The sequence below is a fragment of the Pseudomonas sp. TWR2-1-1 genome (assembly GCF_049897045.1).
GTDB classification, from domain to species: Bacteria; Pseudomonadota; Gammaproteobacteria; order Pseudomonadales; family Pseudomonadaceae; genus Aquipseudomonas; species Aquipseudomonas versuta.
Genome location: NZ_JAFCVM010000003.1, coordinates 618,502 through 642,739, shown reverse-complemented (window position 1 = coordinate 642,739; position 24,238 = coordinate 618,502). Strand labels below are relative to the sequence as shown.

General features: G+C 59.3%; 15 protein-coding genes. 3 read left to right on the top strand and 12 right to left on the bottom strand.

What is annotated here, in order from left to right; genetic code table 11:
- Positions 1 to 7: 7 nt before the first annotated feature.
- Positions 8 to 1,252, bottom strand: a complete 1,245-nt coding sequence (gene mexE, locus ACP7BO_RS10995) for a multidrug efflux RND transporter periplasmic adaptor subunit MexE (RefSeq protein ID WP_397456663.1) — start codon at positions 1,250 to 1,252, stop codon at positions 8 to 10.
- A gap of 253 nt (positions 1,253 to 1,505) precedes the next feature.
- On the bottom strand, positions 1,506 to 3,692 hold the full coding sequence (locus tag ACP7BO_RS10990) for a TonB-dependent siderophore receptor (protein WP_397456664.1): 2,187 nt from the start codon (positions 3,690 to 3,692) through the stop codon (positions 1,506 to 1,508).
- Positions 3,693 to 3,875: 183 nt separating this feature from the next.
- Between ACP7BO_RS10990 and ACP7BO_RS10985 the strand changes: the two genes are divergently transcribed.
- From ACP7BO_RS10985 to ACP7BO_RS10975, 3 genes are all read left to right on the top strand, one after another.
- Entirely contained in the window at positions 3,876 to 4,838 is a 963-nt protein-coding gene (locus ACP7BO_RS10985; RefSeq protein ID WP_426210370.1) for an alpha/beta fold hydrolase, read from the top strand.
- 712 nt (positions 4,839 to 5,550) lie between these two features.
- Positions 5,551 to 7,692: a bifunctional mannitol-1-phosphate dehydrogenase/phosphatase gene (mtlD, locus tag ACP7BO_RS10980; RefSeq protein ID WP_426210294.1), complete on the top strand. Its 2,142-nt coding sequence runs from the start codon at positions 5,551 to 5,553 to the stop codon at positions 7,690 to 7,692.
- Between the two features lie 62 nt (positions 7,693 to 7,754).
- A complete protein-coding gene (locus ACP7BO_RS10975; RefSeq protein ID WP_426210293.1) occupies positions 7,755 to 8,762 on the top strand; it encodes an Ldh family oxidoreductase in 1,008 nt (335 codons plus the stop codon).
- A 169-nt stretch (positions 8,763 to 8,931) separates the two neighbouring features.
- On the opposite strand, the gene abaF is transcribed toward ACP7BO_RS10975, so the two are convergent.
- From abaF to ACP7BO_RS10925, 10 genes are all read right to left on the bottom strand, one after another.
- Complete coding sequence (gene abaF, locus ACP7BO_RS10970; protein ID WP_426210292.1) at positions 8,932 to 10,326, bottom strand: fosfomycin efflux MFS transporter AbaF; 1,395 nt, start codon at positions 10,324 to 10,326, stop codon at positions 8,932 to 8,934.
- Between the two features lie 68 nt (positions 10,327 to 10,394).
- Positions 10,395 to 11,312, bottom strand: a complete 918-nt coding sequence (locus ACP7BO_RS10965; protein WP_426210290.1) for a dihydrodipicolinate synthase family protein — start codon at positions 11,310 to 11,312, stop codon at positions 10,395 to 10,397.
- Between the two features lie 162 nt (positions 11,313 to 11,474).
- Positions 11,475 to 12,503, bottom strand: a complete 1,029-nt coding sequence (locus tag ACP7BO_RS10960; RefSeq protein WP_426210288.1) for a trans-3-hydroxy-L-proline dehydratase — start codon at positions 12,501 to 12,503, stop codon at positions 11,475 to 11,477.
- A 9-nt stretch (positions 12,504 to 12,512) separates the two neighbouring features.
- On the bottom strand, positions 12,513 to 13,235 hold the full coding sequence (locus tag ACP7BO_RS10955) for an amino acid ABC transporter ATP-binding protein (RefSeq protein WP_426210286.1): 723 nt from the start codon (positions 13,233 to 13,235) through the stop codon (positions 12,513 to 12,515).
- Positions 13,228 to 13,878 carry an amino acid ABC transporter permease gene (locus ACP7BO_RS10950; RefSeq protein WP_426210284.1) on the bottom strand — a complete coding sequence of 217 codons (651 nt, stop codon included), beginning with the start codon at positions 13,876 to 13,878 and terminating at the stop codon, positions 13,228 to 13,230. The genes ACP7BO_RS10955 and ACP7BO_RS10950 overlap by 8 nt, the downstream gene beginning before the upstream one ends.
- Before the next feature lie 10 nt (positions 13,879 to 13,888).
- A complete protein-coding gene (locus tag ACP7BO_RS10945; protein ID WP_426210282.1) occupies positions 13,889 to 14,554 on the bottom strand; it encodes an amino acid ABC transporter permease in 666 nt (221 codons plus the stop codon).
- Positions 14,547 to 16,319: an aconitase X gene (locus tag ACP7BO_RS10940; RefSeq protein WP_426210280.1), complete on the bottom strand. Its 1,773-nt coding sequence runs from the start codon at positions 16,317 to 16,319 to the stop codon at positions 14,547 to 14,549. Before ACP7BO_RS10940 ends, ACP7BO_RS10945 begins: the two co-directional genes overlap by 8 nt.
- 11 nt (positions 16,320 to 16,330) lie before the next feature.
- Positions 16,331 to 17,149 carry a transporter substrate-binding domain-containing protein gene (locus ACP7BO_RS10935; RefSeq protein ID WP_426210278.1) on the bottom strand — a complete coding sequence of 273 codons (819 nt, stop codon included), beginning with the start codon at positions 17,147 to 17,149 and terminating at the stop codon, positions 16,331 to 16,333.
- Positions 17,150 to 17,612: 463 nt separating this feature from the next.
- A complete protein-coding gene (locus tag ACP7BO_RS10930) occupies positions 17,613 to 22,688 on the bottom strand; it encodes an RHS repeat-associated core domain-containing protein (protein WP_426210276.1) in 5,076 nt (1,691 codons plus the stop codon).
- A gap of 231 nt (positions 22,689 to 22,919) precedes the next feature.
- Positions 22,920 to 24,173: a trans-sulfuration enzyme family protein gene (locus tag ACP7BO_RS10925; RefSeq protein WP_426210274.1), complete on the bottom strand. Its 1,254-nt coding sequence runs from the start codon at positions 24,171 to 24,173 to the stop codon at positions 22,920 to 22,922.
- Between the last annotated feature and the right edge of the window lie 65 nt (positions 24,174 to 24,238).

The window sequence follows — 24,238 nt, the reverse complement described above, 5'->3', positions numbered from 1 at the left end:
TCGTCCCTTAACCGCGAGGAGTCGCGACACTGGCCAGCTTCGGCGCGCCATTGGCGGGCTTGGCAGGGGACAGGTTGCTGGCTTCCAGGGCTTGTCGTTGTTGTGCCAGTGCGGCGAGGGTCTGTTCGCTGGCCATCGGAATCACTTCAGGGGTGACTGCAGAGCCCGGGCGCACCCGTTGCAGGCCCTTGACGATGATGGTGTCGTCCTTGTTCAGGCCGCTGCGAACAATGCGCAGGCCTTCGATTTTCGGTCCCAGGTCAACGGAGCGGTAAGCGGTGTTATTGGCGCCGTCCATTACCAGCACGAACTTCTTACCCAGGTCAGTGCCGACCGCTTCGTCATTGATCAACACCGCGTCGTAGGTGCCGCTGCCGACCAGCTTGAGACGCGCATACAGGCCCGGGGTGAAGCTGCCGTCGGCGTTATCGAACACGGCACGGCCGCGGATGGTGCCGGTCTTGGGGTTGACCTGGTTGTCGACGAAGTTCATCTGGCCCAGGTGCGGGTTGCCGTCTTCGTTGGACAGGCCGAGGTAAACCGGGGTGCTCTGACCGCGCTGGCCCTGGCGGGCGAGTTGGGCGTATTTGAGGAACACGCGCTCGTCAGCATCGAAATAGGCGTACACCTTGTCGGTGGAGACCACACTGGTCAGGGGCGTGACATCAGCAGTGACGATGTTGCCTGCGGTGATTTCGGCACGGCTGACCCGGCCACTGATTGGCGATGTGACGCGGGTGAAGCTGAGGTTGAGCCTGGCCAGGTCAAGTTGTGCCTGAATGGCCGAGACACCGGCGCGGGCGGCCTGGGAGGCGGTGGTGCGCGAGTCGGCCAGTTCTGCGGAAATCGCATTGCTCTGGCGCAGGCGTTCGCCACGCTGGGCTTCGTTGTCGGTGCGGGTAGCGGTGGCGCGGGCCTGTTGCACCTCGGCTTCAAGACGTCGAACTTCGGCCTGGAACGGGCGCGGATCGATCTGGAACAACAGGTCGCCCTTTTTCACCAGGGCGCCCTCAGTAAAGGCGACCTGATCAATCTGGCCCGACACGCGCGGACGAATTTCAACGGTTTCTGGTGCTTCAAGGCGCCCGGTGAACTCGTCCCATTCATTGACTGGCTGTTCAAGCACTTTGGCCACACTGACTTTGGCAGCGGGAGCAGGAGCAGTCGCTTGTGGAGTTTTGCCGCATGCGCTCATCACCACGATGGCCAGGGCCGCGAGTGGGAAGCGCAAATGTTTAAGTGACTGTTCCATGGGGGGAGTCCGCCAATCTATTGAGATGGGCGGATAATGCTGGCGCGAGGGCTGAGGAACGAATCGAACCCAGCGAAGATCAATATCATTCGGAATGATACAAAGTGTGACCAAGCCCTCTAGCTTGCGCCTTTTGTTAGGGTGCTATCAATTAAATTCTTCCTCATGGGCATGCATTCCCTGTAGGAGCGAGCTTGCTCGCGAGCTTTTTAAGGGCTCGCGAGCAAGCTCGCTCCTACAGTCAGGGGTTCTGTCAGAAATTGATCGAAGCACTCAGGCGTGCGGTCAGCGGCGCGCCCTGGAACAGGTAGTTGTCGCCCATGTACTCGCCCACATCGCGCCAATAGCGCTTGTCGAACAGGTTGTCGACAGTCAGCCGGAACACGGTGTCATAACCCTCGATACGGGTGCTGTAACGGCTGCCGATATTGAAGATGGCGTAACTGGCGGCCTGCACACCGCCCTGTTGGCTGGCGTATTTTTTGCCGCTGTATTGCACGCCGCCGAGCACGGCCAGGCCATCGACCCAGGGCAGGGCGTAATCGCCATAAAGGCTGGCACGCAGGGTAGGCACATTGATGGTTTGATGGCCTTCATACTCCGCTGTGCCACTACCGGTGACCCGCGAACGGATCGCCGCCACACTGGCTGAAATCTGCAAGCGCTCGCTGGCCCAACCGTTGGCCGCCAGTTCCAGGCCGGTGTTTTTCTGTTCGCCTTGCTGCACGTAGGTGAACGTGCCGTCGTCATTGGGGCGCGAGTATTGGTAGGCCTGACGGATCTGGTACAGCGTGGCGCTCAGGCTGATACGTCGCCAGTCGTACTTGATACCTGCTTCAATTTGCCGTGACACAGTGGGCGCAAGGATTTCAAAAGCATTACTGGCAAACCACGGGGCCGTGCCACCCAGCGACAAGCCCTTGCTGTAGCGGGTGTACAGCGACAGGTTGGATACCGGCTTGTAGATCAGGGCAGCCTGGGGCAGGAATTCATAGCGCCGGGTGTGGCGGCCGGTGTCGCCCTGATCGTCGAAGGTGCGTTCGTCCAGACGCACTTCACGGCCACCGAGCACGGTCTGCCATTGCTCGTTGAAGCTGATCCGGTCATTGAAGAACAGCCCGTACTGGCGGCTGTCGAGGCGGCGATGGCTGTCGTTCAGCGGGCCATCATAGCGGGCAAAATCTTCAGGCTCGCTGTCGATGTTGCCGCTGCCGATCCATTCATTGATCGCGGTGCGGTTATCCACCACGCGGCGAAATGCGCTGGTACCCACTGTCAGTTCATGACCGGTTGCGCCCGTATCAAACTGGCCGCTGAGCGCTGCCTGCACCTCATCATTGCGCCGGGTGTCGTCGGGGCTGCGGAAGTCATAAATGTCGTAGTTGCCCTCAGGGCTGAAGTAGTTGCCGACATCAGGCGTTGCGCAGCCGACTGTGCAGCCGCCCCAGGCAAACGAGCTGTAATCATCGATCACCACTTTGCTGCGCGAGGCGCTCAGGCTGCCTTTCCAGTTGTCCGTGAAGCGGTATTCAAAGTTGCCGTTGATGTTCAGCGAATCAATGGTCACCGGTTTGGAGCCGCTCTGGTGGGCCAGCAGTTTCTTTGGCGAGGCGTGGTGCGGCAACTCGGTACCGCCGAGCAATTGATAGCCCGGTACCGAACGCTGCTCCTTGTTCTGATACTCCACATCCAGTTGCAGCAGGGCATCGGGGCTGATGTTCCAGTCGAAGGCCACAGAGGCGAAATCACGCTGGCCATTGGCATGTTCGACGTAGGAGTGCAGGTCTTCGTGGGCGAAGTTGGCGCGCAGTCCGAACTGCTGTTCGCTGCCGAACCAGCCCCCCACGTCGGTGGCCAGGTAACCGCTGCCGCGGTCATCGGTGGAGACCGTGACCGAGCGTACATCCGCCGCGCGCTTGGTCACGTAATTGACCACGCCGCCGGGTTCGGAGACGCCGCTTTGCAGGCCGGAAAGGCCCTTGAGCAATTCCACCTGCTGTTTGTTTTCCAGGCCGACGTTTTGCTCACCGGTGATGGTGCGGCCATTGATCTTGTAGCTGCTGGCCGAATTCAACGAGAACCCGCGCACCACGAAGTTTTCGTAGTAGCCAACCGGTGCATAGCTTTCACCCACCGACGCGTCATTTTTCAACACATCGCTGAGCAGGCGGGCTTGCTGATCCTTGATCAGTGCATCGGTAAACACTGAAATGGCTGCCGGGGTATCGAGCAGGGGTGCCGCTTCAAAGCCGCCAACCCAGGCGCTGTCGGCCTGGTAGCCGGTGTTGTCTTCGGCGGTCACTGACGTCGCCGGCAGTTCGGTGTTGGCCGCTTGTGCCACCGGTATTGCGCTGGACAGCAACAGGCCAAGGGTCAGCAAGTTGAGCGTGAACCGCGGTGCGGACTCTCCCTCGTTGAAAGTCCGGTGAAGCATGTTCATGCAAAGCTCCTGAATGATGGGCGGGCTTGAGACCAAGGCCTTTTCTCAAGCGCGCCATCATACAGACGCTACTTAACCATGGGTTAATAGTGCAATGTGAGGCTCCCGACTTTTGAGGAACTGCGCATGCCCTTTTTTCGACGCTCATGCCTGGCTCTGGCCTGCAGCTTGCCGTTGCTGGCGATGGCGGCGCCTTCCGCTCCCGGCCCGGTTTACGGCGAGCAACTGCAAGGCTTCGAGTACCCGTACCCGCTGCATCACTTCAACTTTGAGTCCCAGGGCCAGGCCCTGCAGATGGGCTACATGGACGTCGCCCCAACGGGTCCTGCCAATGGCCATACGGCGGTGCTGTTGCACGGCAAAAATTTCTGCGCGGCGACCTGGGGTGACAGTATCAAGGCCCTGAGCGCGGCAGGTTATCGCGTCGTGGCGCCGGACCAGATCGGGTTTTGTACATCGAGCAAACCGGCCAGTTATCAATACAGCTTTCAGCAGTTGTCAGCCAATACCCATGCCTTGCTCGACAGCCTTGGGGTGGACAAGGCCAGCATCATCGGGCACTCCACCGGTGGCATGCTCGGCACTCGCTATGCATTGCAGTACGCGCCTCAAACGGAAAAACTGGTACTGGTCAACCCGATCGGCCTGGAGGACTGGAAAGCCCTCGGCGTGCCATGGCGCAGCGTTGACCAATGGTACGAGCGCGAGCTCAAACTCAGCGCCGAAGGTATTCGCCAGTACGAGCAAAGCACCTATTACGCCGGGCACTGGAAGCCTGAATACGACCGTTGGGTGGACATGCTGGCGGGGCTGAACAAAGGCCCGGGGCACAAACGGGTGGCGTGGAACTCGGCGTTGATCTACGACATGATTTTCACCCAGCCGGTATTTTACGAACTGCCGGATCTCAAGGTCCCTACCGTATTGTTGATCGGCGATGCCGACACCACGGCCATCGGCAGCGATATTGCTTCGCCGCAGGTGAAGGCCAGAATCGGTCACTACAAAGTGCTGGGCAAGCAGACCGCCGAGCGGATTCCAGGGGCGACGTTGATCGAGTTTCCGGGCATGGGCCACGCCCCGCAAATGGAAGATCCGGCGGCGTTCAACAAGGTGCTGATAGAACAGTTGAACCGCCAGGGTTAACCCTGGGGCAGCGACTACGGGAAATGCTCATTTTTCGTAGCAGTTGCCGAAGGCTACGTCCGATTGCGAAGCGATCGTAATCCACAGTCCACGGTGTATATGAAGAGCCGAGGGCATGAATTTACGACGGCTACGTCGTAGTGCCGTACCACGCGGACGCAGTCTCGTTTTACTCGCCAGCTGCTACGGGTGGCCCGGTGAAGGTCCCGTGGACCTTATCGTGGCCTTCGTTACAGATGATCAAACCAGGATCAAACCTTGATTTAGAGCCTCCAAGTACGTTATAGCTAAAAGGGTATCCAATCGTATTACAGGAAATTACAGCTCCCTATGGATGGAATCACACGTATCAATCGCCAGTCCGGCTCACATTACGCATCCCTGATTGCGCAGTGTGGGCCTCACGTCAAAGGCTGCAGCATTGCAGCGACAGGGTTTGTCTCCCGCCTCTTTGCACGCTTCGTTCCACCCCGTTGTTTGCCAGCCAGCTGCGCCGACTGGCGCCACTGCTACGTCCCCCCTCCAGATTTTTTCTGATCGTTCGCCGTCCAGGCGCGTCTGCATCCGTTTTTAACGGCATGTGCTGTTGCCCGGCTTTTTTATCTGATCCCCTCATTTTCTGACCCGACACCCCTGGCGCCAGCCAGCTGCAGGTCACGACAGCGTTTAGTCAGCCATGACCGGACGCCTGCGCTACAAGGACTCACGACCAATGATTTATTTCCAGGGTAAAAGAATTTTCAGTGCCATCTTCGATATGGACGGCACGATGTTTGACACCGAACGCCTGCGTTTCAAGACCCTCAAACAGGCAGCTCTCGAGATTTACGGCACACCGCTCAGTGAAGAAACCCTGATCGGGTCATTGGGCCTGAGTGCCCGAAAAGCCGAAGCGCTGGCCAAGGCCAATCATGGTGAGGATTTCCCTTACGCTGCAGTCCGCCAGCGGGCCGATGAACTGGAACTGGCCCATGTGCGCAATCATGGCGTACCGATCAAGGACGGCTTGCTCGAAGTGCTTGAGCGCTTGCGCAAGTATGGCCTGACCATGGCCGTGGCCACCTCGAGCCGCCGTGCCATCGCCGAGGAATATCTGATCAATGCCAACGTGCTCAAGTACTTCGACGTCACTGTCTGCGGTGATGAAGTGGAGCAGGGCAAGCCTCACCCCGAGATTTTCCTCAAGGCGGCCAGCGCGCTCAATTGCCTGCCGGATCATTGCCTGATGCTCGAAGACTCCGAGAACGGCCTGTTGTCGGCGATTCGTGCCGAAGGCCAGCCGATCCTGATCGAAGACATCAAGCCGCCAGCAGCCGAAGTCAAAGCCGGTGCGCTGAAGGCGTATCAGAACATGCACGGGTTTTTGGGCGACCTGAACGAATGCATGCCGGACCTGGGCACCCCCGAACTGAACGAGAGCTTCCCCCAGGCGCTCAATCAATTCAGTGTCGGCATCCACGGTTTCGGGGCCATGGGCGGTGGCTACCTGACACAGATTTTCTCCCACTGGGATGGCTACACCCGGCCCTGCGAGATCATCGCGGCCACCCGTTCGCGGATGCTGCGCGACACCATCCAGGCCTTTGGCCGCTTCAGCGTGCGCTATGGTGCGACCTCGTTCGACCAGACCATTGAAAACCTCAGAATGATCGACATGGATGACGCCGAAGAGGTGATCCGCATGTACGACGTGGCTGAAATTGTCGGGCTGAGCCTTCCGGAAACCGCGATCCGCAAACAGGCAGACGTGATTGCCAAGGGCTTGATCCGGCGCTTTGAGCGGCGCGGGCGTGAACTGACGATTCTCATCGTGTTGAACAAGGTCGGTGGCGCGGACTTTGTGCGCCGCCATGTGCAAGCCCAGCTTGAACGGCTGGTTGCACCGCACATGTGCCAGAAAATTCTGGACAACACCCACTTTGCAGAAACCGTGGTCAGTCGCATTGTCTCCAAGCTGTCCAACGAATCGCTGGTGCGCCAGTTGCGCATCAAATCGAAGATTTTCCAGAACAGTCTGACGGACGAGACGGCCGCTCCCACGGCCAACCCGAAAACCCCAGTGCCCGAATACGAGCGGCTGATCAGCCGTTTCCGGCCATTCGCCCAGTCCAGCAATGCACTCAGCCAGTTGCACCTGATCCTGTTCAACAGCGAGTCGGACATGCCGTTGTATGCCGAGCGCTGCAGCAACCTGCTGGAGCGTCTGCGCCAGGTCAAGACCGTCGACGACATCACCCTGACCCAGGTGATGAAAAACCTGTTGTGGAACGGCCCTCACGCCATCATTGCCTGGTACGCCAGCCGCCTGGGCTATTCGTGGCTGGGGCAGGCCATGGGCGATCCTCGGGTCAGCGCACTGGCCGAGCGATTGATTCGCCAGGAAGTCGGCCCGGCACTGGTGGCCGAATACCCGCACATGGCTGAAGCGGTCGAGAGCTTCTCGAAAACATTTCTGGAGCGCTGCAACACCTCGTTCAAGGATCCCTGTACCCGCGTGGGCCGTGACCCGCTGCGTAAACTGCAGCGCAACGAGCGGATTTTTCGCAGTATCGATCTGGCCAAAAAACATGGCATCAACTGCAGCGCCCTGGAGTTTGGCAGCGCCCTGGCTCTGCACTACGCGCTGCAATCCACGGACAGCAAGGATCAGGAAAGCCAGTTGATGCGCAACCTGTATCAAGACAGCGGCAGTGTCGAAGCGGTGCTGACCTACAGCGCAAGCTACAACGGCCGGCCGTATCCGGGCCTGGACCCGGTCACCGATGGTGCGTTGATCGAGGCCATCTCCGGGCATTTCCGGGACCTGGCGGCGATGGAGCCGGACTGTGCCGAATTCGTCATGACCGGAGCCTAAAGCAATCAAGCCCGCAGCACCTTGAATGGGCCAGTCTGGACGGTCTGTTCAAGGAGCTGATCATGATCCGACTGTCCCTGGCCCAAGCCCGAGAGCTGGCCGAATCCATCCTGTTGCACAACGGTTTCAACCCGGCCCATGCCCGTGCGGTGAGCGATACCGTGCTTGCCGGGGAGCGCGATGGTTGCGCTTCCCACGGCCTGTATCGGCTGTTGGGCTGTGTCAATTCGCTGCGTGCGGGCAAGGTCTCGGCCGATGCCGAACCCCGGGTAATCGATCAGGCACCCTCTATAGTGCGGGTGGACGCAGCAGGGGGTTTTTCCCAGCTGGCGTTCCAGGCGGGCCTGGGGTTACTGCAAGAAAAAACTCGAACCAACGGTATTGCTGCGCTGGCGATTAATCGCTGTGTGCATTTTTCCGCGTTGTGGGTGGAGATCGAGCAACTGACCGCTGCCGGTCTGGTGGCGCTGGCTTGTAACCCGAGCCATGCCTGGGTTGCGCCGGCGGGCGGCAGCGTACCGGTATTCGGCACCAACCCGATTGCCTTCGGCTGGCCGCGTGCGGGCAAGGACCCGTTTGTCTTCGACTTTGCCACCAGCGCCATCGCCCGTGGCGACATCGAGTTGCACCGGCGTGCGGGCAAAGCGATTCCCGAGGGCTGGGGGGTTGATGCACAGGGTCGGTCCAGTACTGATGCCAATGTGGTGCTGGACTCGGGCGCGATGCTCACATTCGGCGGGCACAAAGGCTCGGCGCTGGCGGCGATGGTGGAATTGATTGCCGGGCCCTTGATCGGTGATCTGACCAGTGCCGAGTCGCTGGCGTGGGACGCGGGCAGCAAGTCGTCGCCGTACCATGGTGAACTGATCATCGCGCTGGATCCGCAGCGTTTTCTGGGGGCTGCTACCGAGCAACACCTGGCCAGGGCCGAAGTGCTGTTTGCGAGTATCGAAGGGCAGGGTGCGCGTTTACCGTCGCAACGACGTTATGAAGCGCGGGCGCGAAGCCTGGTGGAAGGGGTACAGATACCGCAAGCCCTGTACCGCGACCTGCTGGCGCTTAAATCCTGATCCATCACCCCAAATCTCTGTAGGAGCGAGCTTGTCTGTAGGAGCGAGCTTGCTCGCGAGCTTTTTGTTGCTGCGATGAAAAAGCTCGCGAGCAAGCTCGCTCCTACAGTTCACAAGTTCACAAGTTCACAAGTTCACAGGTTCACAGGGGTCGTTGGGTTAGTCGGGGTCAGGCCAGCGAGTCGCCACGCCGGGGCGTGGTGCAAGCAGCGCCGTCCAGCGCGGATAGGCGCGCTGCCGACTCAGCATCCACCTGATGCAGCGACTTACCCCGGGTTTCACGGGTCAGGCCTACGGCCACAATCGAGATCAGTGCCGCCCCGACCAGGTACCAGGCGATCGGTGTCGAGCTGTGGTACTTGTTCAGCAACGTAATCGCGATCAGGGGTGCCAGCGAGCCGGCGAAGATCGGAGCCACCTGATAACACAGCGAAAGCGCGGTATAGCGCACATGGGTCGGGAACATCTCCGCCATCAACGCCGAGTAGGGCGCATAGGTCATTGACTCAATCGCCAGGCCCAGGGTGATGGCCGCCATGATCAGCCAGTTATTGCCGGTGTCCATCATCGGAAAACCGACAAAGCCCCAGAACGCCGTGAGCACCGCCCCCACCAGGTACACCGGTTTACGCCCCACCAGGTCAGACAGGTACCCCATCAGCGGGATCATGAAGAAGTGCAGCAAGTGGGCACCGAACATCAAAAACAGAATCTCGGTCGTGTCCTTGTGCACCACCAGTTTCAGATAGGTGATCGAGAAGGTGACAACGGTGTAGTACAGAATGTTTTCTGCAAACCGTGCACCGATGCCCACCAGCACCGAGCGCCAGTGGTGACGCAGAACCTCTATCACCCCCAGTTCCTGCTGTTTGTTCTGTGCCTGGCGGGCCTGGGCTTCTTTGAAAATGGGGGCGTCGTCGACGCTGGTGCGAATCCAGTAACCAATCAGCACCACCACCGCCGAGAACCAGAACGCTACACGCCAGCCCCAGGCGAGGAATTGCTCCTCCGAGAGTGAGGTCGACAACAACAGCAGCGCCACGGTCGCCACCAGGTTGCCAGCGGGAACCCCTGCCTGTGGCCAGCTGGCCCAAAAGCCCCGCCGGTTGTCCGGGCAGTGCTCCGAAACCAGCAGAATGGCACCGCCCCATTCCCCGCCAAAGGCGAAGCCCTGGATCAGGCGCAGCACCACCAGCAATACCGGTGCGGCGTAACCGATGGTATCGAAGCCCGGCAGGCAGCCCATCAGGAAGGTGGTGATACCGACCACCACCAGGCTCAGTTGCAGCAGGCGTTTACGCCCGAACTTGTCGCCGTAGTGACCGAACACCAGGCCCCCCAGGGGGCGGGCAAGAAAGCCGACGGCATACAGGGCAAAGGCGGCAATGATGCCGTCGATCGGGCTGTCGGTCTGGCGGAAAAACAACTGGCCGAAAACCAGTGCCGAGGCGGTGCCATAAAGGAAAAATTCATACCATTCGGCGACCGTACCGGCCATTGCTGCGGCCACGACACGTTTGAGTCCCGAAGGGGTAGTGGTTGCGTGAGAGGATTGAGTCGACATGCTGGCACTTCCTGTAGGTGCGCGAAGACAGGTAGCCGGGCGGGCAGTCAGAGCCGCCCGGCAATCACTCAAAGACCGACGTCAGGCAGATGCGGACGGTTGGCCAGGGCCTTGGCCATGATCTGTTCCACATACTCACGATCAGCCTGAGGCAGGGCCAGGCGTGGCGGACGGGTCAGGGCGCTACCGCGACCGGCAATGGCTTCGCACAACTTGATGCATTGCACCAGATCGGCCCGGGCATCCAGGTGCAGGATCGGCATCAGCCACTCATAGATCGGCATGGCTTCGGCAAAACGACCGGCCTTGGCCAGGCGGAATATGGTCTCGCCTTCCTTGGGGAAGACGTTGGACATGCCCGATACCCAGCCTTCGGCACCCACGGCCAGGCTTTCCAGCACCACGTCGTCGAGGCCGGCGAACAACACAAAGCGGTCGCCGACCTGATTGCGGATGTCGATAAAGCGGCGGGTATCTCCGGATGAGTCCTTGAAGCACACCACGTTGTCGCAGTCGGACAGGGAGATGAGAATTTCCGGGGTCACATCGTTTTTGTAGATTGGCGGGTTGTTGTACACCATCAGCGGGATGTCGGCGTTTTTGGCCACGTAGCGGTAATGCTCGGCGGTTTCGAACGGTTTAGAGCCATAGACCAGCGCCGGCATCAACATCACGCCGTCGACCCCGACCTTGCGCACCGCATTGGCCACTTTGGCCGCCTGCACACTGGTGAACTCGGCCACGCCGCAGATCACCGGTACCCGCCCGCCGGAGGCAGCAACCGCGACCTCGGTGACGGCGATTTTTTCTTCAGCGGTCAACGAGGTGTTTTCACCCACCGAACCGCACACCACCAGACCGGACACGCCGTCACGGATCACGTTGGAAATCACCTGATGGGTCTTGTCCAGGTTGATCGTGAAGTCATCGTTGAATTGAGTGGTCACCGCGGGGAAGACACCACTCCAGTTTATGCGCTTGCTCATTGTTGTTGCCTCCGGTTGTATTAATTGTATTTCGTATACGATATTTTAAATGCCAGTGCTCGGCCAGTGCTTTCTGCCTTCTGCTTTCTGTAGGAGCGAGCTTGCTCGCGAGCCTTAAAAGATCGCGAGCAAGCTCGCTCCTACAGGGACAGGGGTAAGTGGTTATGCCCCCGGCCAGGTATCCGACAGGCGATACCCTTGCGGCCACGGGTCGCCCGGGTCGAGCAGGTGCTGGTGGGTGCCGGTAATCCAGGCCCTCCCGGAAATGCACGGGTAGATGGCCGCGCGTCCGGCGACTTCGGTCATTGAGTCAATGCGGCAATGAAATTCGGAACCGATGATCGAGCGTCCGATAAATCGCTCCCCGACTTGCAGCAGCCCTTTGGCCTGCAGCACCGCCATGCGTGCCGAGCACCCGGTGCCGCAGGGCGAGCGGTCGATTTTGCCGGGGCGGATGACCACGGCGTTGGCGCCGCTGGCGATGCCTTTTTCGTACACCACGGGCGCGGCGATCTGGCAAAAGGAGATATGCGACCAGTCCGGGTTCAGTGGATGCACGAAGCCCAATTGTTCATTGGCCGCATGGGTGATTTTCAACCCGACCGCCACCAGGTCTGCGGCTTCGTCCGCAGTAATAGAGAAGCCCAGTTCCCGGGCATCGGCGATGGCGAAACTGTCCCCTCCATAAGCGGTGTCGACCTTGATCGAACCCAGCCCCGGGACTTCGATCCAGGCATCCAGACGGTCGGCGAAGGAGGGCACGTTTTTGATTTCGACCCGTTCAACCTTGCCGTCGCGGCAATCGGCCACGGCTTCGATCAGCCCCCCCGGGGCTTCCAGGACCAGCCGGGTCTGCGGCTCGGTCATGGGCAAAATACCGCTGTCGAGCAACACGGTAGACACGCAGATCGAGTTGGACCCGGACATCGGCGGGGTGTCGGCGGGTTCCATGATGATCCAGGCCATTTGCGCCCGCGGGTCTTTGGCCGGGACCAGCAGGTTGACGTGGCGGAACACACCGCCACGGGGCTCGTTGAGGACAAAATTGCGCAATGCCTGATCTTCGGCGATCCAGCGTGACTGCTCCCAGACCGTGGCCCCGGGCGGTGGTGCAACGCCGCCGACAATCACGTCGCCGACTTCTCCCTCGGCGTGACAGCTGACCACATGAATGACTTTGGATGAGCGCATGGTTTGCTCCTATTTGACCGATTTGAGGAAGGCTGCGGTTTCTGCATGCAGCGGGTTACCGATGACTTGATCGGGGGAGCCGATCTCGTGCACCAGGCCATTGCGAAAGAACGCCACCCGGTCCGATACATCACGGGCAAAGCGGATTTCGTGTGTCACCAGGACCATGGTCATGCCGTCTTCGGCCAGCATGCGCATGGTGTCCAGAACCTCGCCGACCAACTGCGGGTCGAGGGCCGAGGTGGCTTCGTCAAACAGCATGTAATCCGGGGACATGGCCAGGGCGCGGGCGATGGCCATGCGCTGTTGCTGGCCGCCGGACAACTTGCCGGGGAAGGTTTTGAGCTTGTCGCCGAGCCCGACATGGGTCAGTTGCTGCACCGCCAGGGCCTCGGCCTCAGCCTTGCTTTTGCCCAGTACCTTGCGCGGGGCCAGCATCACATTCTCCAGCACGGTCAAATGCGGGAAGGCATTCCATTGCTGGAACACAATGCCGATTTTCTGCCGCAGCCGGTTGAGGTCGGTGGCCTTGTCGTGGACCTCAATCCCGTCCACCCGGATATTGCCTTTCTGGATCGGTTCCAGGCCGTTGATGCACATCAGCAGGGTCGACTTGCCGGAGCCGGAGCCGCCGATAATCGAAACCACTTCGCCCTTGTTGACCGTCAGGCTGACGCCCTTGACCACTTCAAGATCGCCGAAGGATTTGTAGACGTTGTCGATCTCAATCATTTTCTTGCCACCTTCTTTCCACACGAGCGCCAAGGCGGGCGACCACCAGGCTCATGACGTAATAGATAAGACCCGCGATGCACAACACCAGCATCGGTTCCTGGATGCGGGTAACGATGGTTTGCGAGGCGCGCAGCAGTTCAACGATGCCGATCCACATCACCAGTGCGGTGTCTTTCATCACACTGAGCACCAGGTTGAGCCAGCCGGGGAAGGCGACCCGCGTGGCGATCGGCAGCACGATGTAGCGCAGGTCCTGCCAATAGCTGAGGCCCAGCGAGCGGCTGGCCCGGCGCGTGGTGAACGGCACCGCCAGGACACCGCTGCGCACAATCTCGGTGAAGTACGCGGCGGCATACACCCCCAGCACAATGCAGCCGACACTGAAGGCGCTGATGTTCAGGCCGACGATGCTCTTGAGCGAGTTGAACAGCACAAACTGGATCAGCAACGGCACGCTGCGAAACACATCAAGGACCCAGGCCAACGGCAGGCTGGCCCTTGGCAGCAGTGCCCGCAGCAGGCCGAACAGCAATCCGGCGAGGGTGCCCAGCAGGATTGCCCAAGTGGTCAATTGCAGTGTGACCCAGGCCCCTTGCAGCAAGAATAAAAAATCGTTCCAGGTAAAACTGGTGGAAAACATGCTCACGTCCTCAGTAACGGAACAGACGCCAGGCCATCAGCCGGGCTGCCGCAACGATCGCCTTGGCAATCAGGTAATACAGCACCGCGGCAATGGCGAAATACTCGAAGGTGCGGAAGGTTTTGACGTTGTAGTCCTGGGTGACGCCGGTGAGGTCGTTGTTCAGCCCGACGATCACCCCCAGCGAAGTCATCAGGACCGCCCACACCATCTGATTGGTCAGCGGGTAGAACACGATGCGCAACAGCTGCGGGACCACGATCATGCGGTAGGTCTGGAAGGCACTCATGCCCAGCGAGCGTGCAGCACGTACCTGGGTCTGGGGCACGGCCTTGAGACCGCCGCGAAAGTTTTCTGCCAGGTAACCGGCATTGTTGAAGGTGATCCCGGCCAGCAGCGCGATCCATGAGCTGACATGCAGGCCGAGTGAGCCGAGCCCGAAGTACAGGACATAAATCTGGAACAGCGACGGGGTGTTGCGGGCAATGGAGACCCAGCCGTTGCCAATGCCGCGCAACAGCGGGTTTTTGGTTTCGCGCATCACTGTCAGCGCGAGGGCGATCAACACCCCGAAGATCATCGACAGCGCTGCGGTCTCAAAGGTGACCAGGGCCCCGGCCAGCATGTCCGGCAAGGCGCGCAGGGCTGAGCGCCATTGAAAGGTGTAATCAAACATGGGCGGGGCTCTCCAGTGCGGCTGACGCTTGCAGCCATTGCGGCAGACCGCCGTCGGCCCTGGCGCAGCAGGCGGCATTCACGCATTCGGCGAGGCTGGCGAAATGCACCTTGCGCCCCACCAGCCCCGGTGCGTAGTGGGCGTACTTGCCTGAATTGGTCATCAGGGTGGTGGCCGCGCACGGAATCACCGGTTCACCCAGCATGCACCAACAGGTATCGCTGACCAGGGTCGCGCCGAACGCTTCGATGACCGCGATATGCCCGGCTACACGGGCCTGCTCCAGCACCGCGCGGCCACAGGTGATGGCCATGACTACGTCGGGGTGTTTGTGCCGCCCTTGGCACAGGCGTGCCAAGCGCGCGAACTCGCTGAGGGAGAAGTGTGGATTGCCCAGAGACACCACATCTACCCCGGGATCGCTGGCACTGTTGAGTTCATGCCAGCTGTGTAGCAGATCCTCCAGAGTGATGGTCATCACCGGCACCGGGCCATCCAGCACTTGTGTCGGGTCCAGTGCCTCGGGGGTGATCCCAGCGATATGAAACAGCGGGGCGGCTGAGGTGGTGGCAAAGGCCGCACCGAACGCCTTGAGGTCGTCCAGATCCGGCTGGTAGCGCTCCAGCCCGCAGACCAGAGGGATTCGGGTGCCGGCCAGGGCGCCGATGTGATAACCGAGCAACGGGTAGAAAGCATCGTCCAGCGCGTCCATGGCTGGCAGCTCGACTTGCAGCCGGGCTTTACGCTGATCCTCCAGGTGGCAGCCAATCAGCGGCGCACGGCCGGTGAGGGCGATGCAAATGTCCAGATAGTCGGGGTATTTGAGGGTGCGTGCGCCGAGCACGCTGTTGGCGTACACCACCGCATTGGATTCGGCCCACACAATGTGTTCGCCGGCTTTGGGCGCGCTGTCGAGCAGGTAGGGCGCACAGGTGAAACTCAAGTGTGCCCCCATGGCCATATAAGCATCGCCCAGGGCGCTGGCGGGTACACCGAGAGCCGGGTCGACCCCCAATTCGCGCCAGCGGCGCTGGTCTACAGAAATCGAGTTGAGGGTGGTGGGCACGCGGACTTTCGCGCCCCAGTCCACCAGTTGTCGGGCGAAGCGCAGACTGGCAGGCCCGGTATAAATGCAGCCGTCGATATGCGCCTGAGTAATGTCCAGCAGCTGCTGCGCGCCCTGTAACTGTGCCATGCGCAGCACAATCTGCATGGCCACCTGAGCGGCCTTGCCATGTTGGCCGTCGAGCAGGGCGCGGTCATGCCGGGTCAGGGTGATGGATGAGTCCGGTTCTTCGCTTGGTGCCTCGTTGGTCGGTGGCGACCAGCCATCGTCCGGTGGAGTATCGAACAGGCTGACACGGGGTCCCTCGACCCGGGCAAATGCCCCTGCCCGTAAGCCGGCAAAGGCTTCCTTGCCGATGCACAGTACCGGCAGGGAGCGCTCGAACAGGGTCCGGGCCACCAGCACGCCAAGGGTCAGAATCTCATCGGCTTCAGCCAGCACCAGTGCGGCGGGGGCATGGCCATTGCTGATCAGCTCCATCAGCACACTGCTGCCGGTACAGGAGCCGCGACCACTGGGAATCGCCAGTATCCGGCCGCTGAGCAATTGGCCACTGAGGGGGTGGTGACGGTCAATCACCTCACCGGTGAACGGGTTGACCCCGCCCCAGAAGCTCAGCCCCATATCGGCGAACAACAGCGGGCCCTGGGCCGCGCCGCTGATCAGGCTGCGGCCGTTAAGAGAAGTGATCCTCGACATGCTGGCCGACCTCAGTAGTAAACGTCAGGTACGGTCAGGTTCGCCGGTGGAATCTCGGTGCCGACCCACTTCACCCACAGTTCTTTGTAACGGCCGGTGCGTACCTGCTGGTTGACGAACAGGTTGAGGTAATTGAGCAGGCCGTACTCGTTGCGCTTGGCGCCCAGGGACACGTAATCGACCACGTATGGCGCGTTGCCGGCGACTTTCAGATTCTTGTATTTGCCCGATTTTAGGGTGGCTGCGGCGACGGTGTTGGTGACGACAGTGGCTTCAATATGGCCCTGGGCAACGGCCAGCAGGGTGTCGTTTTGCGACTGATAAGCACGGAACGAGCCGCTGCCCCAGTTCTTCACGTCTTTTTCCAGGGCTATGGCTTCATAGGTGCCGCTGGTATTGCCCAGGGCCTTGCCCTTGAGATCGGCGAAGCTGTTGATCCCGGTGTCGTCGCGGGTCAGCACCACCATCTGGAAGGCAAAGTAAGGGATGCTCAGGCCGACGGTTTTCGCCCGTTCCAGGGTGTCGGAAGTGGAGGCCACGATGATGTCGGCCCGCCCGGAGACCAGCGCCGGGATACGGTCGGGAAAGGGGGTTTCGACGATTTCAGCATCGACACCGAGTACCTTCGCCAGATCGTTGCAGTAGTCCACGTCAAAGCCTACCGGCTTGTTGGCTTCATCACGCGAGCCCATGGGCGGGAAGTCCAGGGTCACGGCACAGCGCAGTTTGCCCGAGCCAATGATGTCATCGAGCTTGTCGGCATGGGCGGTGGCGATAAATGAACTACTGATAACAGCGCTGAGGGCTACGGCAAATACGGGGTTTTTCATAGAGGCCTCGCAATGGGGGGGCTGTTGAATAACGAATTAAGGATTTCGTATACGATATTTAATTAGCAATTCGTGTGCCGGGTTTTCTTGCATCCTGCAATTAAGCGGTGGGTCCGGTTCTTGACAGCTTGCCGATTTGCAGTGCTCAGCCGGCAGGGCGGGTGTGTCGAGGCGGGTGTTACAGAAGGGAGCATCGAGGGGTGGGGTGCCCCATAAAGGAACACTTGGCTCTTCAGGGGCGGGGTTTTGCCAGTCGGTCAAGGGAGTGCAGTCGACAGAACGCTGAATATCTCCTGCAGGAGCCTGGCTTGCCTGCATCGCTTGCAAGCCAGGCTTCCATCCATTTTGCGTGGCATTTTAAAACGGGCATTGGCCTACACAACGCCATTTTGTGATTGATGTTCCCGGAACCAGAGGCTACAGGCTCGGATCATTCCTGTTCAAAGGAGTGAAATGTGTATGGTTAAGGCAACCGAAGCCTGAGCGCTGCTTCCTGTGCCTCTTGTACGCGTGCCAGTGCCTGAGTGTTCCTGCTACGCAGCGTAGCCTCGTATGCCCAGCTGGAATTCATGAATTGCGCAGGGACATTGTGTTGGTCGGCGACCATGCGAAGAGTGGTTGTGCTGTAAGGCGAGATGCCCGCATTGGTAATCTGCTCCGGTAAAACCCCGACGGTATTGCCCAACCATGTCTGCTGTACGTAGTCGACATACGGGATGTTTGCCGGATGGGGGGCCCCGTGTAACGTCGGCAAATTGAGTGGGCGTGTAGTTCTTTGTACCGTTTGGTGTATGTCTCTGGATGTCTGTGACAGTGAGACCAGATCCGAGCCGGGCAGGCGACCGACAATATTTCTCATCACCTCGGGCGGCATTTCAGCGAAGAAGCGTCTATCTACAAGATTGCTGGGCATGGCGAAGTGTTGCCGGACATAGTGCAAGTCCTGCGCAGGTAAAGCTTCACGGGTCAACTGATCGAGTTTCATCTCAGATGAGCCGGCTCTCGGGGTCGATCCTGGAAAGCCTTGGCCTCTGCCCCCGGCATGTTGCAGTCTGTACTGTCCGTGGCCCACTCGCATGCCGAATGCTTTGACCTTTTTGGCAGCGGCACTGGCAATCGACGGCGCCGCCGATGCCAGGCCCGTGGCCATGCCTACATAGCCCAGAATCCGACCCGCGTTTTCATTACCGCTGGTCAGCAAGACTATGGAGGCGACGTCTGCGGCCAGTGACACCACACTCAGGGTCGCAGTGGTCACCGCCACCATATAGCTGGCGGTCAGGGCTGCGGCAGGTGCCGCCAAAGCACCCAGTGACGCCACGGTGCCGATCATGCCCAGCACGAGCCCAGCTGCCGGCAACAGCCAGTCGGTCCACGCATGGCCCGACGGGTCGATGCGGTTTACCGGGTCGCCGGCGCAATAGGCATAGCCATTGAGGCCGCCTTCCCCGAAGGGGCTGAGGCTGTCGCGGCTGTGGAACCGCATCAGCACCGGGTTGTAGATCCGGTAATCACCGAGGAAATACCAACCGGTGTCTTGTTCGCGCATGGCGCCGGCGTAGCCCAGTCGGCTGGCTCCGGGTTCGGTTGTGCTTTGGCCGTAGGCGCCGTAGACCGAGGTCTGAATTTGGTCTTTGGCTTCTGTGGTTATGGAGCCCTGGGCATCGGTGCCCAAGAGCATGACTTCACGCACAGCCGAGGCCAGTCGGCTCTCGGCAACCGGAACATTTCCTGCACGGACCCAGCGGGTTTGTGTGCTTTCGCCGACCTCGCAACTGAGCTGGCCCGAGGTGTGGTAGCGCCAACGTGGACCGGTAGCGTCTTCGGTCTTGATGATCTTGCCGCCCGGGCCGTAGTGCCAACGACGCTGGCCTGTAGGCAGGGTTACCCCGATGAGTCGGCCTAGGGCGTCGTAGTGCAGCGGATTACCGCGTTCGTCGCGTTTGAGATTGCCCAGCGCGTCGTACTCCAGGGTTACCGGCGCCGGGTAATCGGGTCGGCTGTGGCTGATGTGTATTAGCTGGGTAAGGTCGGAAGGGTTGTAGCCAAACACGCTGACATTGTTTTCGCTGCCGTCGGCAAATACCGTTTCCAGACGTCGCACGTTGTCGAGGGCGTCGTACTGGAAGTGTTGTTCGCGGTAGGTTTTGCCGTGGGCGTCTTCGGGTAATTTCTCGCCCACTAGCTGCTGGGCAATCATCCGGCCACGGATGTCGTAGTCGAAGGTTTCGCGACGTACCAGTGTGCCGTCACGGGTCAGTTCGCGCTGGGTGAGCTTGCCGTCTTTACGCCACTGTTGGGTTTGCACTTCTACCTGCTGCCCGGATGGGGTCCGGGTTTCGGTAGTGCGACGTGCCGGACGGCCGAGGCTGTCGTAGCCCAGGGTCACGGTCATGTCTCGCGAACCGTCTTTTGATTGGGTGCGCTGCTGGTGAATTCGCGACGCCGCATCGTAGGTGATGGTGACCGTGACGTCGGGACCTTGCTGCGTACTAAGACGCCCGAATTTGTCGTACTGGCAGCGCTGTTCGGCGCCGTCGGCATCGGTCAGGCGCGTGACCTTGCCCGCAGGTGTGGTGGTTTGCTGTTGTGAACGCGGTTGATCACCGTGCCAGGCGTAATCGGCCTTGGTCAGCAAGCCCGACGGCGACCAGTGATCGTTCTGTTGCCCAAGATTTCCTTGCGACTCCAGCAAACGACCACTTAGCGGATCGTATTTATTGAACACGCTGATGCCGGGAGCTTGCATCGATAGCAGCGCGCCGCCCAATTCTGGTCGGCGTTCTGTGACTACTTCGGTGCCATCGGGCAAGGTCTGGGTATGAGCGTGGATTTGTCCTTCGGCGTATTGCCATTCAGAAACACTATGGCCGACCTTTTCCCACACCAGTCGGCCCAGACCGTCGTATTTACGCTCTCCCAGTACGACTTCGTTAATACCCAAAGAAGGATGAGAGATTGAGACCGTGGCCGGTAATTCACCGTCATGACCTTCGGCATAGGTGCGCTTGATCACACTGCCGTCGGGCAGCGTGGTCGACACCAGTCGATCCCGCACATCCCATTCCTGCAGGGTCTTGCGACCCATGGCGTCGGACTGGCTGATGCAGCGACCCAGCCCGTCATAGCTCCAGCCCAGTTCGTGCTGCAGCTCGCCGTCGGCGCAGTACAACTGCTCGGTCAGCGGCTTGCCATCGAGGGTATGGGTAGTCACGGTTTTGGCCCCGGCCACGCCATTGGCATCGGTCTGCCAGCTGGTTCCGGTCAGCGCCACAGGGTCGGCTTGAGTGTGTTGCGTCACCCCATCAGCCCCGGTTTCCGTCAGCACATTGCCCCAGTCGTCAAAGGTGCGTTCGGTAGCCAGGCTCAGGGCCGGAGTGTCTTCGTTACCGGGGTCGTAGCTGGTCTCACGAAATACCCGGCCCAACACGTCATATTCGCCAGTCCAGGCGGTATAGGTCTCACCGCTGTCGGCCTGTTTCTCACGTCGCACCTCGCGGCCCATACCATCCAGCCAGACCGTTTCCTTACGCCCGGAAGCGCCGATTCGGGTCTGGCAGCGTTCGTTCGCTGACAACGAATAGGCCCAATTGACCTCGGCTTCGAACGCCGAATCCGGGGCGGCGACTTCTTGTACTACACGGCCCAGGGCATCGTGGGCAAAGGCGATGCGCATTTGTTCATCGGTCTGCTCGGTGACCATCAGGCCCGAGTACAGATCCTGCGAGGATTGGGAGACAGATGAGTGCCCGTCGTTCCCGGTAATCGTTACGTTTTCCTGCAACACCGCACGCTGAAGAGAGCGAGCATCACGCGCCTGGTTGAGCTGATAGCTGTAGGCCCGGGTCGTGCTTTTGCCCTGAACAGTCTCGGTTTCACTGAGCAGGCGAGCGTGATGAGGCGAGGCCGGATCAACGATAAAGGTCTGGCTGGAATGCACCAGTTCAGTCAGGTTTTCACCTTCCACCAGCAGCAAACGTTCTTCACTGCTCTGGACGAAAGTCGGCAACGCAAACGCCGGAGCATCCTGCCGTACCGGCAATGATTGATAACGGTATCGGGTCTGTTTGACCGGGCCCTCGGTGCCGGGTGGCGGGCTTGCGGTACGACTTTTCAGACGGGTGATGCGCCCCAGCGGATCGGCCGGGCAATGGTCGGTCTCACCACTGACCGGGTAGTACTCCGACTCTTCAATGCCACCCAATGCATTGCGGTGCCACACCGGATTGCCCAGCTCGTCATAGCGGGTCTCTTCTTCAGTGCTCAATTCACGCAACACCCGCTGACCGTCCAGATACGCCTTGCGGGTGATCACCTTGTGCGGGAACTGGAAGTAAGGCAGTTGCCGGTCAATGGGCAGCCAGGGTTCGTCGTAATAGGTGGTTTGGGTTTCCTGCAGCGTCTGGCCCTGCAACGTACGTTCCCGGGTCAGCAGATGGAAACGGTTAAAAGTCCGGCTAATGGTCTGCAGAGTCGTACCCCGGGCATCCATCAGGGTTTCGGTGGAGCCGTATAGAAAATCGCCACCCCCGGTCAGGTGGTAAAGATTGTCCTCACGGTTGCGCCACTGCCGCACCGCCGGCCAGCCGAAGTAATTGTTGGAACCATAAAGGCCATAGTCATAACGAACCAACTGCACCGGCTGGCCATCGCCCGGGTCCTTGCGGGTCTGGCTGACCACCGGCATCCGTGGGAATGGCGCGCCCTCAGGCAGGTACAAACCGTTGGCCTCGCTGTAGGTCACTTCCTCGGTGCTGCCGGTGGGCTGGGTGCATTTGCTCAACAGCAACAGACCCGAGCTCGCGGTGCTGTAGTCAAATTGCCAGCCATTGTCGGGAAGTCCGTCCACCGTCACCCGGCGCAACTGCCCGGAGATGCGCTGAAAAGTCATCACCATCTGTGAGGGAGTATCCGGCTGCAGGGTCAGATGGGTTTGCAAACCTTCGTAGGAAAGCCCCACCACAGTCCGGCCCTGGGCATCGCTGACTTGTTGCAAGTAAGGCGCGTTACCGATGGAGCGCCAGTCAAAACTCAGGGCACTGCCGTCCGCCCCCACCAGGGTGCTGACCACCCACAAGCTCGGATGCCCGGCCAATGGAATCAGGCGCTCGGAGGTACCGTCGTTATGCCGCACCCACATTTCCTGACGCTGCACCGTAACCGTCACCACCGGCAAGCGAACGTCCGGGAAGCGCATGCTCTGACCAACAATTTCCCCACGAAAACGCTCGCCGGAATTGAGCTGCAACTGCTGACTGGCACCGTCCCAGGACGTGGTGCCGAGCATCCAGCCCAGACCAAAACCCTGGTCGTCGGTCATCAAAGGGCTATAGCCCAGGCGCAATTGGCTGATCGGCCCGCGTAAATCGTTGGCGGCTCCGGTAGGCAAGGTCACCGAGGCCGAAAACATGCCGGTGCGCGGATCAACCCCGGCACTGATGCTGCTCATAAAGTTGTAGGCGCCGGAATAAACGTCGCCAGTCCTGAACAGGCTGGCGGCGGATTGGATTGCGGGGGTGTACTCAGATGGGTCAAGCATGTTTGCTACTCCTTGTTTCGCTAGAAAGGGGTAGCAAAATAGAGTCCCTCGCCGAGGGCTAACAATGAGCAAGTGTTGTAGGGGGGAGCGGGACAAAAAGTGCCTTGCAACACGTGTGGAAGATGCAAAATCACGGGAAAAGGGGCTGTTCAAGAAAATATTGAATCAAGAAAACCTCAAGAAGGCTGATTGTTGGAGTATCAAAAAATCAGTGGGTATTTTAGCGCCTCCCTAAGGTGTTAATTCACTTGCCGTGGAAGTTTTGATTTGTGTGGCAAGGCGCAGTGCACGCCTGATGTCTGCATTAATATCTTCACTGTCTTCCAGGCCTACAGAGATTCGAACCAAACCGTACGGCACACCCATCTTTTCCAGATCGGTACTGCCTGCTCTGGTAAAACTTCCGTAGTGATAGCATAAGGACTCAATATTGCCAAACGTTGTACCTGTGCGTATCAGTTGCAAATGATTAACAAAGGTTGTGCCCGCTTGCTGTGAAGGAAACACAATGGCGATGAGGCCGGTGTGCAGGGATGAAACTATACCGTTGGCCTGCGCACTTTTAGTCGACCATACTGCGCGCCATTCTAACTGAGGGAACTCTTCACGTATCATTGCAATGACAGCATGTGCATTATCAGTATGCTTTTTTAACCTCAGTGGCAGTGTTCTCAAGCCGCGTATGGTAAGCCATGCCGTAAACGGGTCCAATATAAGGCCTGCACTTTCCCTGTGATATTTTAAAACCTTGAATAGCGCCGGGTCATTGGTGCTGACCATTCCACCCATTACATCGCCATGGCCATTGATGTGTTTGGTAATGGAATATAAAGTTACGGCAGCGCCCAGGGACAGTGGTTTTTGGCAGACAGGCGTCAGGAAAGTATTATCGACAACAAGGATAATATTGTTTTTAGAGCAAAGCTGTACCAGATCAGGGATGTTGATATCCAAAAAAGCCGGATTGGTGGGTGCTTCAATAAAGATTATCTTCGTATTTGGTCGAATGGCGGCCTCAAATGCGACTGCCGCGTATTCGTCGATAATCGACATTTCTATATCACGGTTGCAGGCTTCATAATTAAGCTGCTCAATGACTTCATAAAATATACTGTGGGGCACAATGATATGATCACCTGCTTTCAATAGCGCACGAAAGACCAGCAGGCATGCCGTCATTCCGCTATTGACTGCCAAGCTATAGGTGCAGTGTTCAAGGGCCCGGAACTTCGCTTCTAAAATTGAAACGGTAGGGTTGGCGTAACGCTGGTATGCAAAATTTTCCATCGCTGCATTGCCCAGCATTTCTCTGCCTTCTTCAATCGAATTCAGCAGTACTGCAGAATTGCAAACGAGGGCCGGAACCGGAAACTGATCCATTCCAGCCTCATGCTGCCCTAAGTGGATTGCCCTGGTAGCGGCGCCTAAAGGAGAGGAAAGAAAATAATCACAATCACGTGAACTTTTGTTTTCTGTTGGACTCATGAAGGGCCGGGTTCCGATAAATAATGAGAGACAAGCCAGTCGCCTGTGGGTGTGTCATGGCATGT

Coding starts and splice junctions, on each gene's coding strand:
- mexE (WP_397456663.1), bottom strand. CDS start 1,252: ATGGAACAGTCACTTAAACATTTGCGCTTCCCACTCGCGGCCCTGGCC.
- ACP7BO_RS10990 (WP_397456664.1), bottom strand. CDS start 3,692: ATGAACATGCTTCACCGGACTTTCAACGAGGGAGAGTCCGCACCGCGG.
- ACP7BO_RS10985 (WP_426210370.1), top strand. CDS start 3,876: ATGGCGGCGCCTTCCGCTCCCGGCCCGGTTTACGGCGAGCAACTGCAA.
- mtlD (WP_426210294.1), top strand. CDS start 5,551: ATGATTTATTTCCAGGGTAAAAGAATTTTCAGTGCCATCTTCGATATG.
- ACP7BO_RS10975 (WP_426210293.1), top strand. CDS start 7,755: ATGATCCGACTGTCCCTGGCCCAAGCCCGAGAGCTGGCCGAATCCATC.
- abaF (WP_426210292.1), bottom strand. CDS start 10,326: ATGTCGACTCAATCCTCTCACGCAACCACTACCCCTTCGGGACTCAAA.
- ACP7BO_RS10965 (WP_426210290.1), bottom strand. CDS start 11,312: ATGAGCAAGCGCATAAACTGGAGTGGTGTCTTCCCCGCGGTGACCACT.
- ACP7BO_RS10960 (WP_426210288.1), bottom strand. CDS start 12,503: ATGCGCTCATCCAAAGTCATTCATGTGGTCAGCTGTCACGCCGAGGGA.
- ACP7BO_RS10955 (WP_426210286.1), bottom strand. CDS start 13,235: ATGATTGAGATCGACAACGTCTACAAATCCTTCGGCGATCTTGAAGTG.
- ACP7BO_RS10950 (WP_426210284.1), bottom strand. CDS start 13,878: ATGTTTTCCACCAGTTTTACCTGGAACGATTTTTTATTCTTGCTGCAA.
- ACP7BO_RS10945 (WP_426210282.1), bottom strand. CDS start 14,554: ATGTTTGATTACACCTTTCAATGGCGCTCAGCCCTGCGCGCCTTGCCG.
- ACP7BO_RS10940 (WP_426210280.1), bottom strand. CDS start 16,319: ATGTCGAGGATCACTTCTCTTAACGGCCGCAGCCTGATCAGCGGCGCG.
- ACP7BO_RS10935 (WP_426210278.1), bottom strand. CDS start 17,149: ATGAAAAACCCCGTATTTGCCGTAGCCCTCAGCGCTGTTATCAGTAGT.
- ACP7BO_RS10930 (WP_426210276.1), bottom strand. CDS start 22,688: ATGCTTGACCCATCTGAGTACACCCCCGCAATCCAATCCGCCGCCAGC.
- ACP7BO_RS10925 (WP_426210274.1), bottom strand. CDS start 24,173: ATGAGTCCAACAGAAAACAAAAGTTCACGTGATTGTGATTATTTTCTT.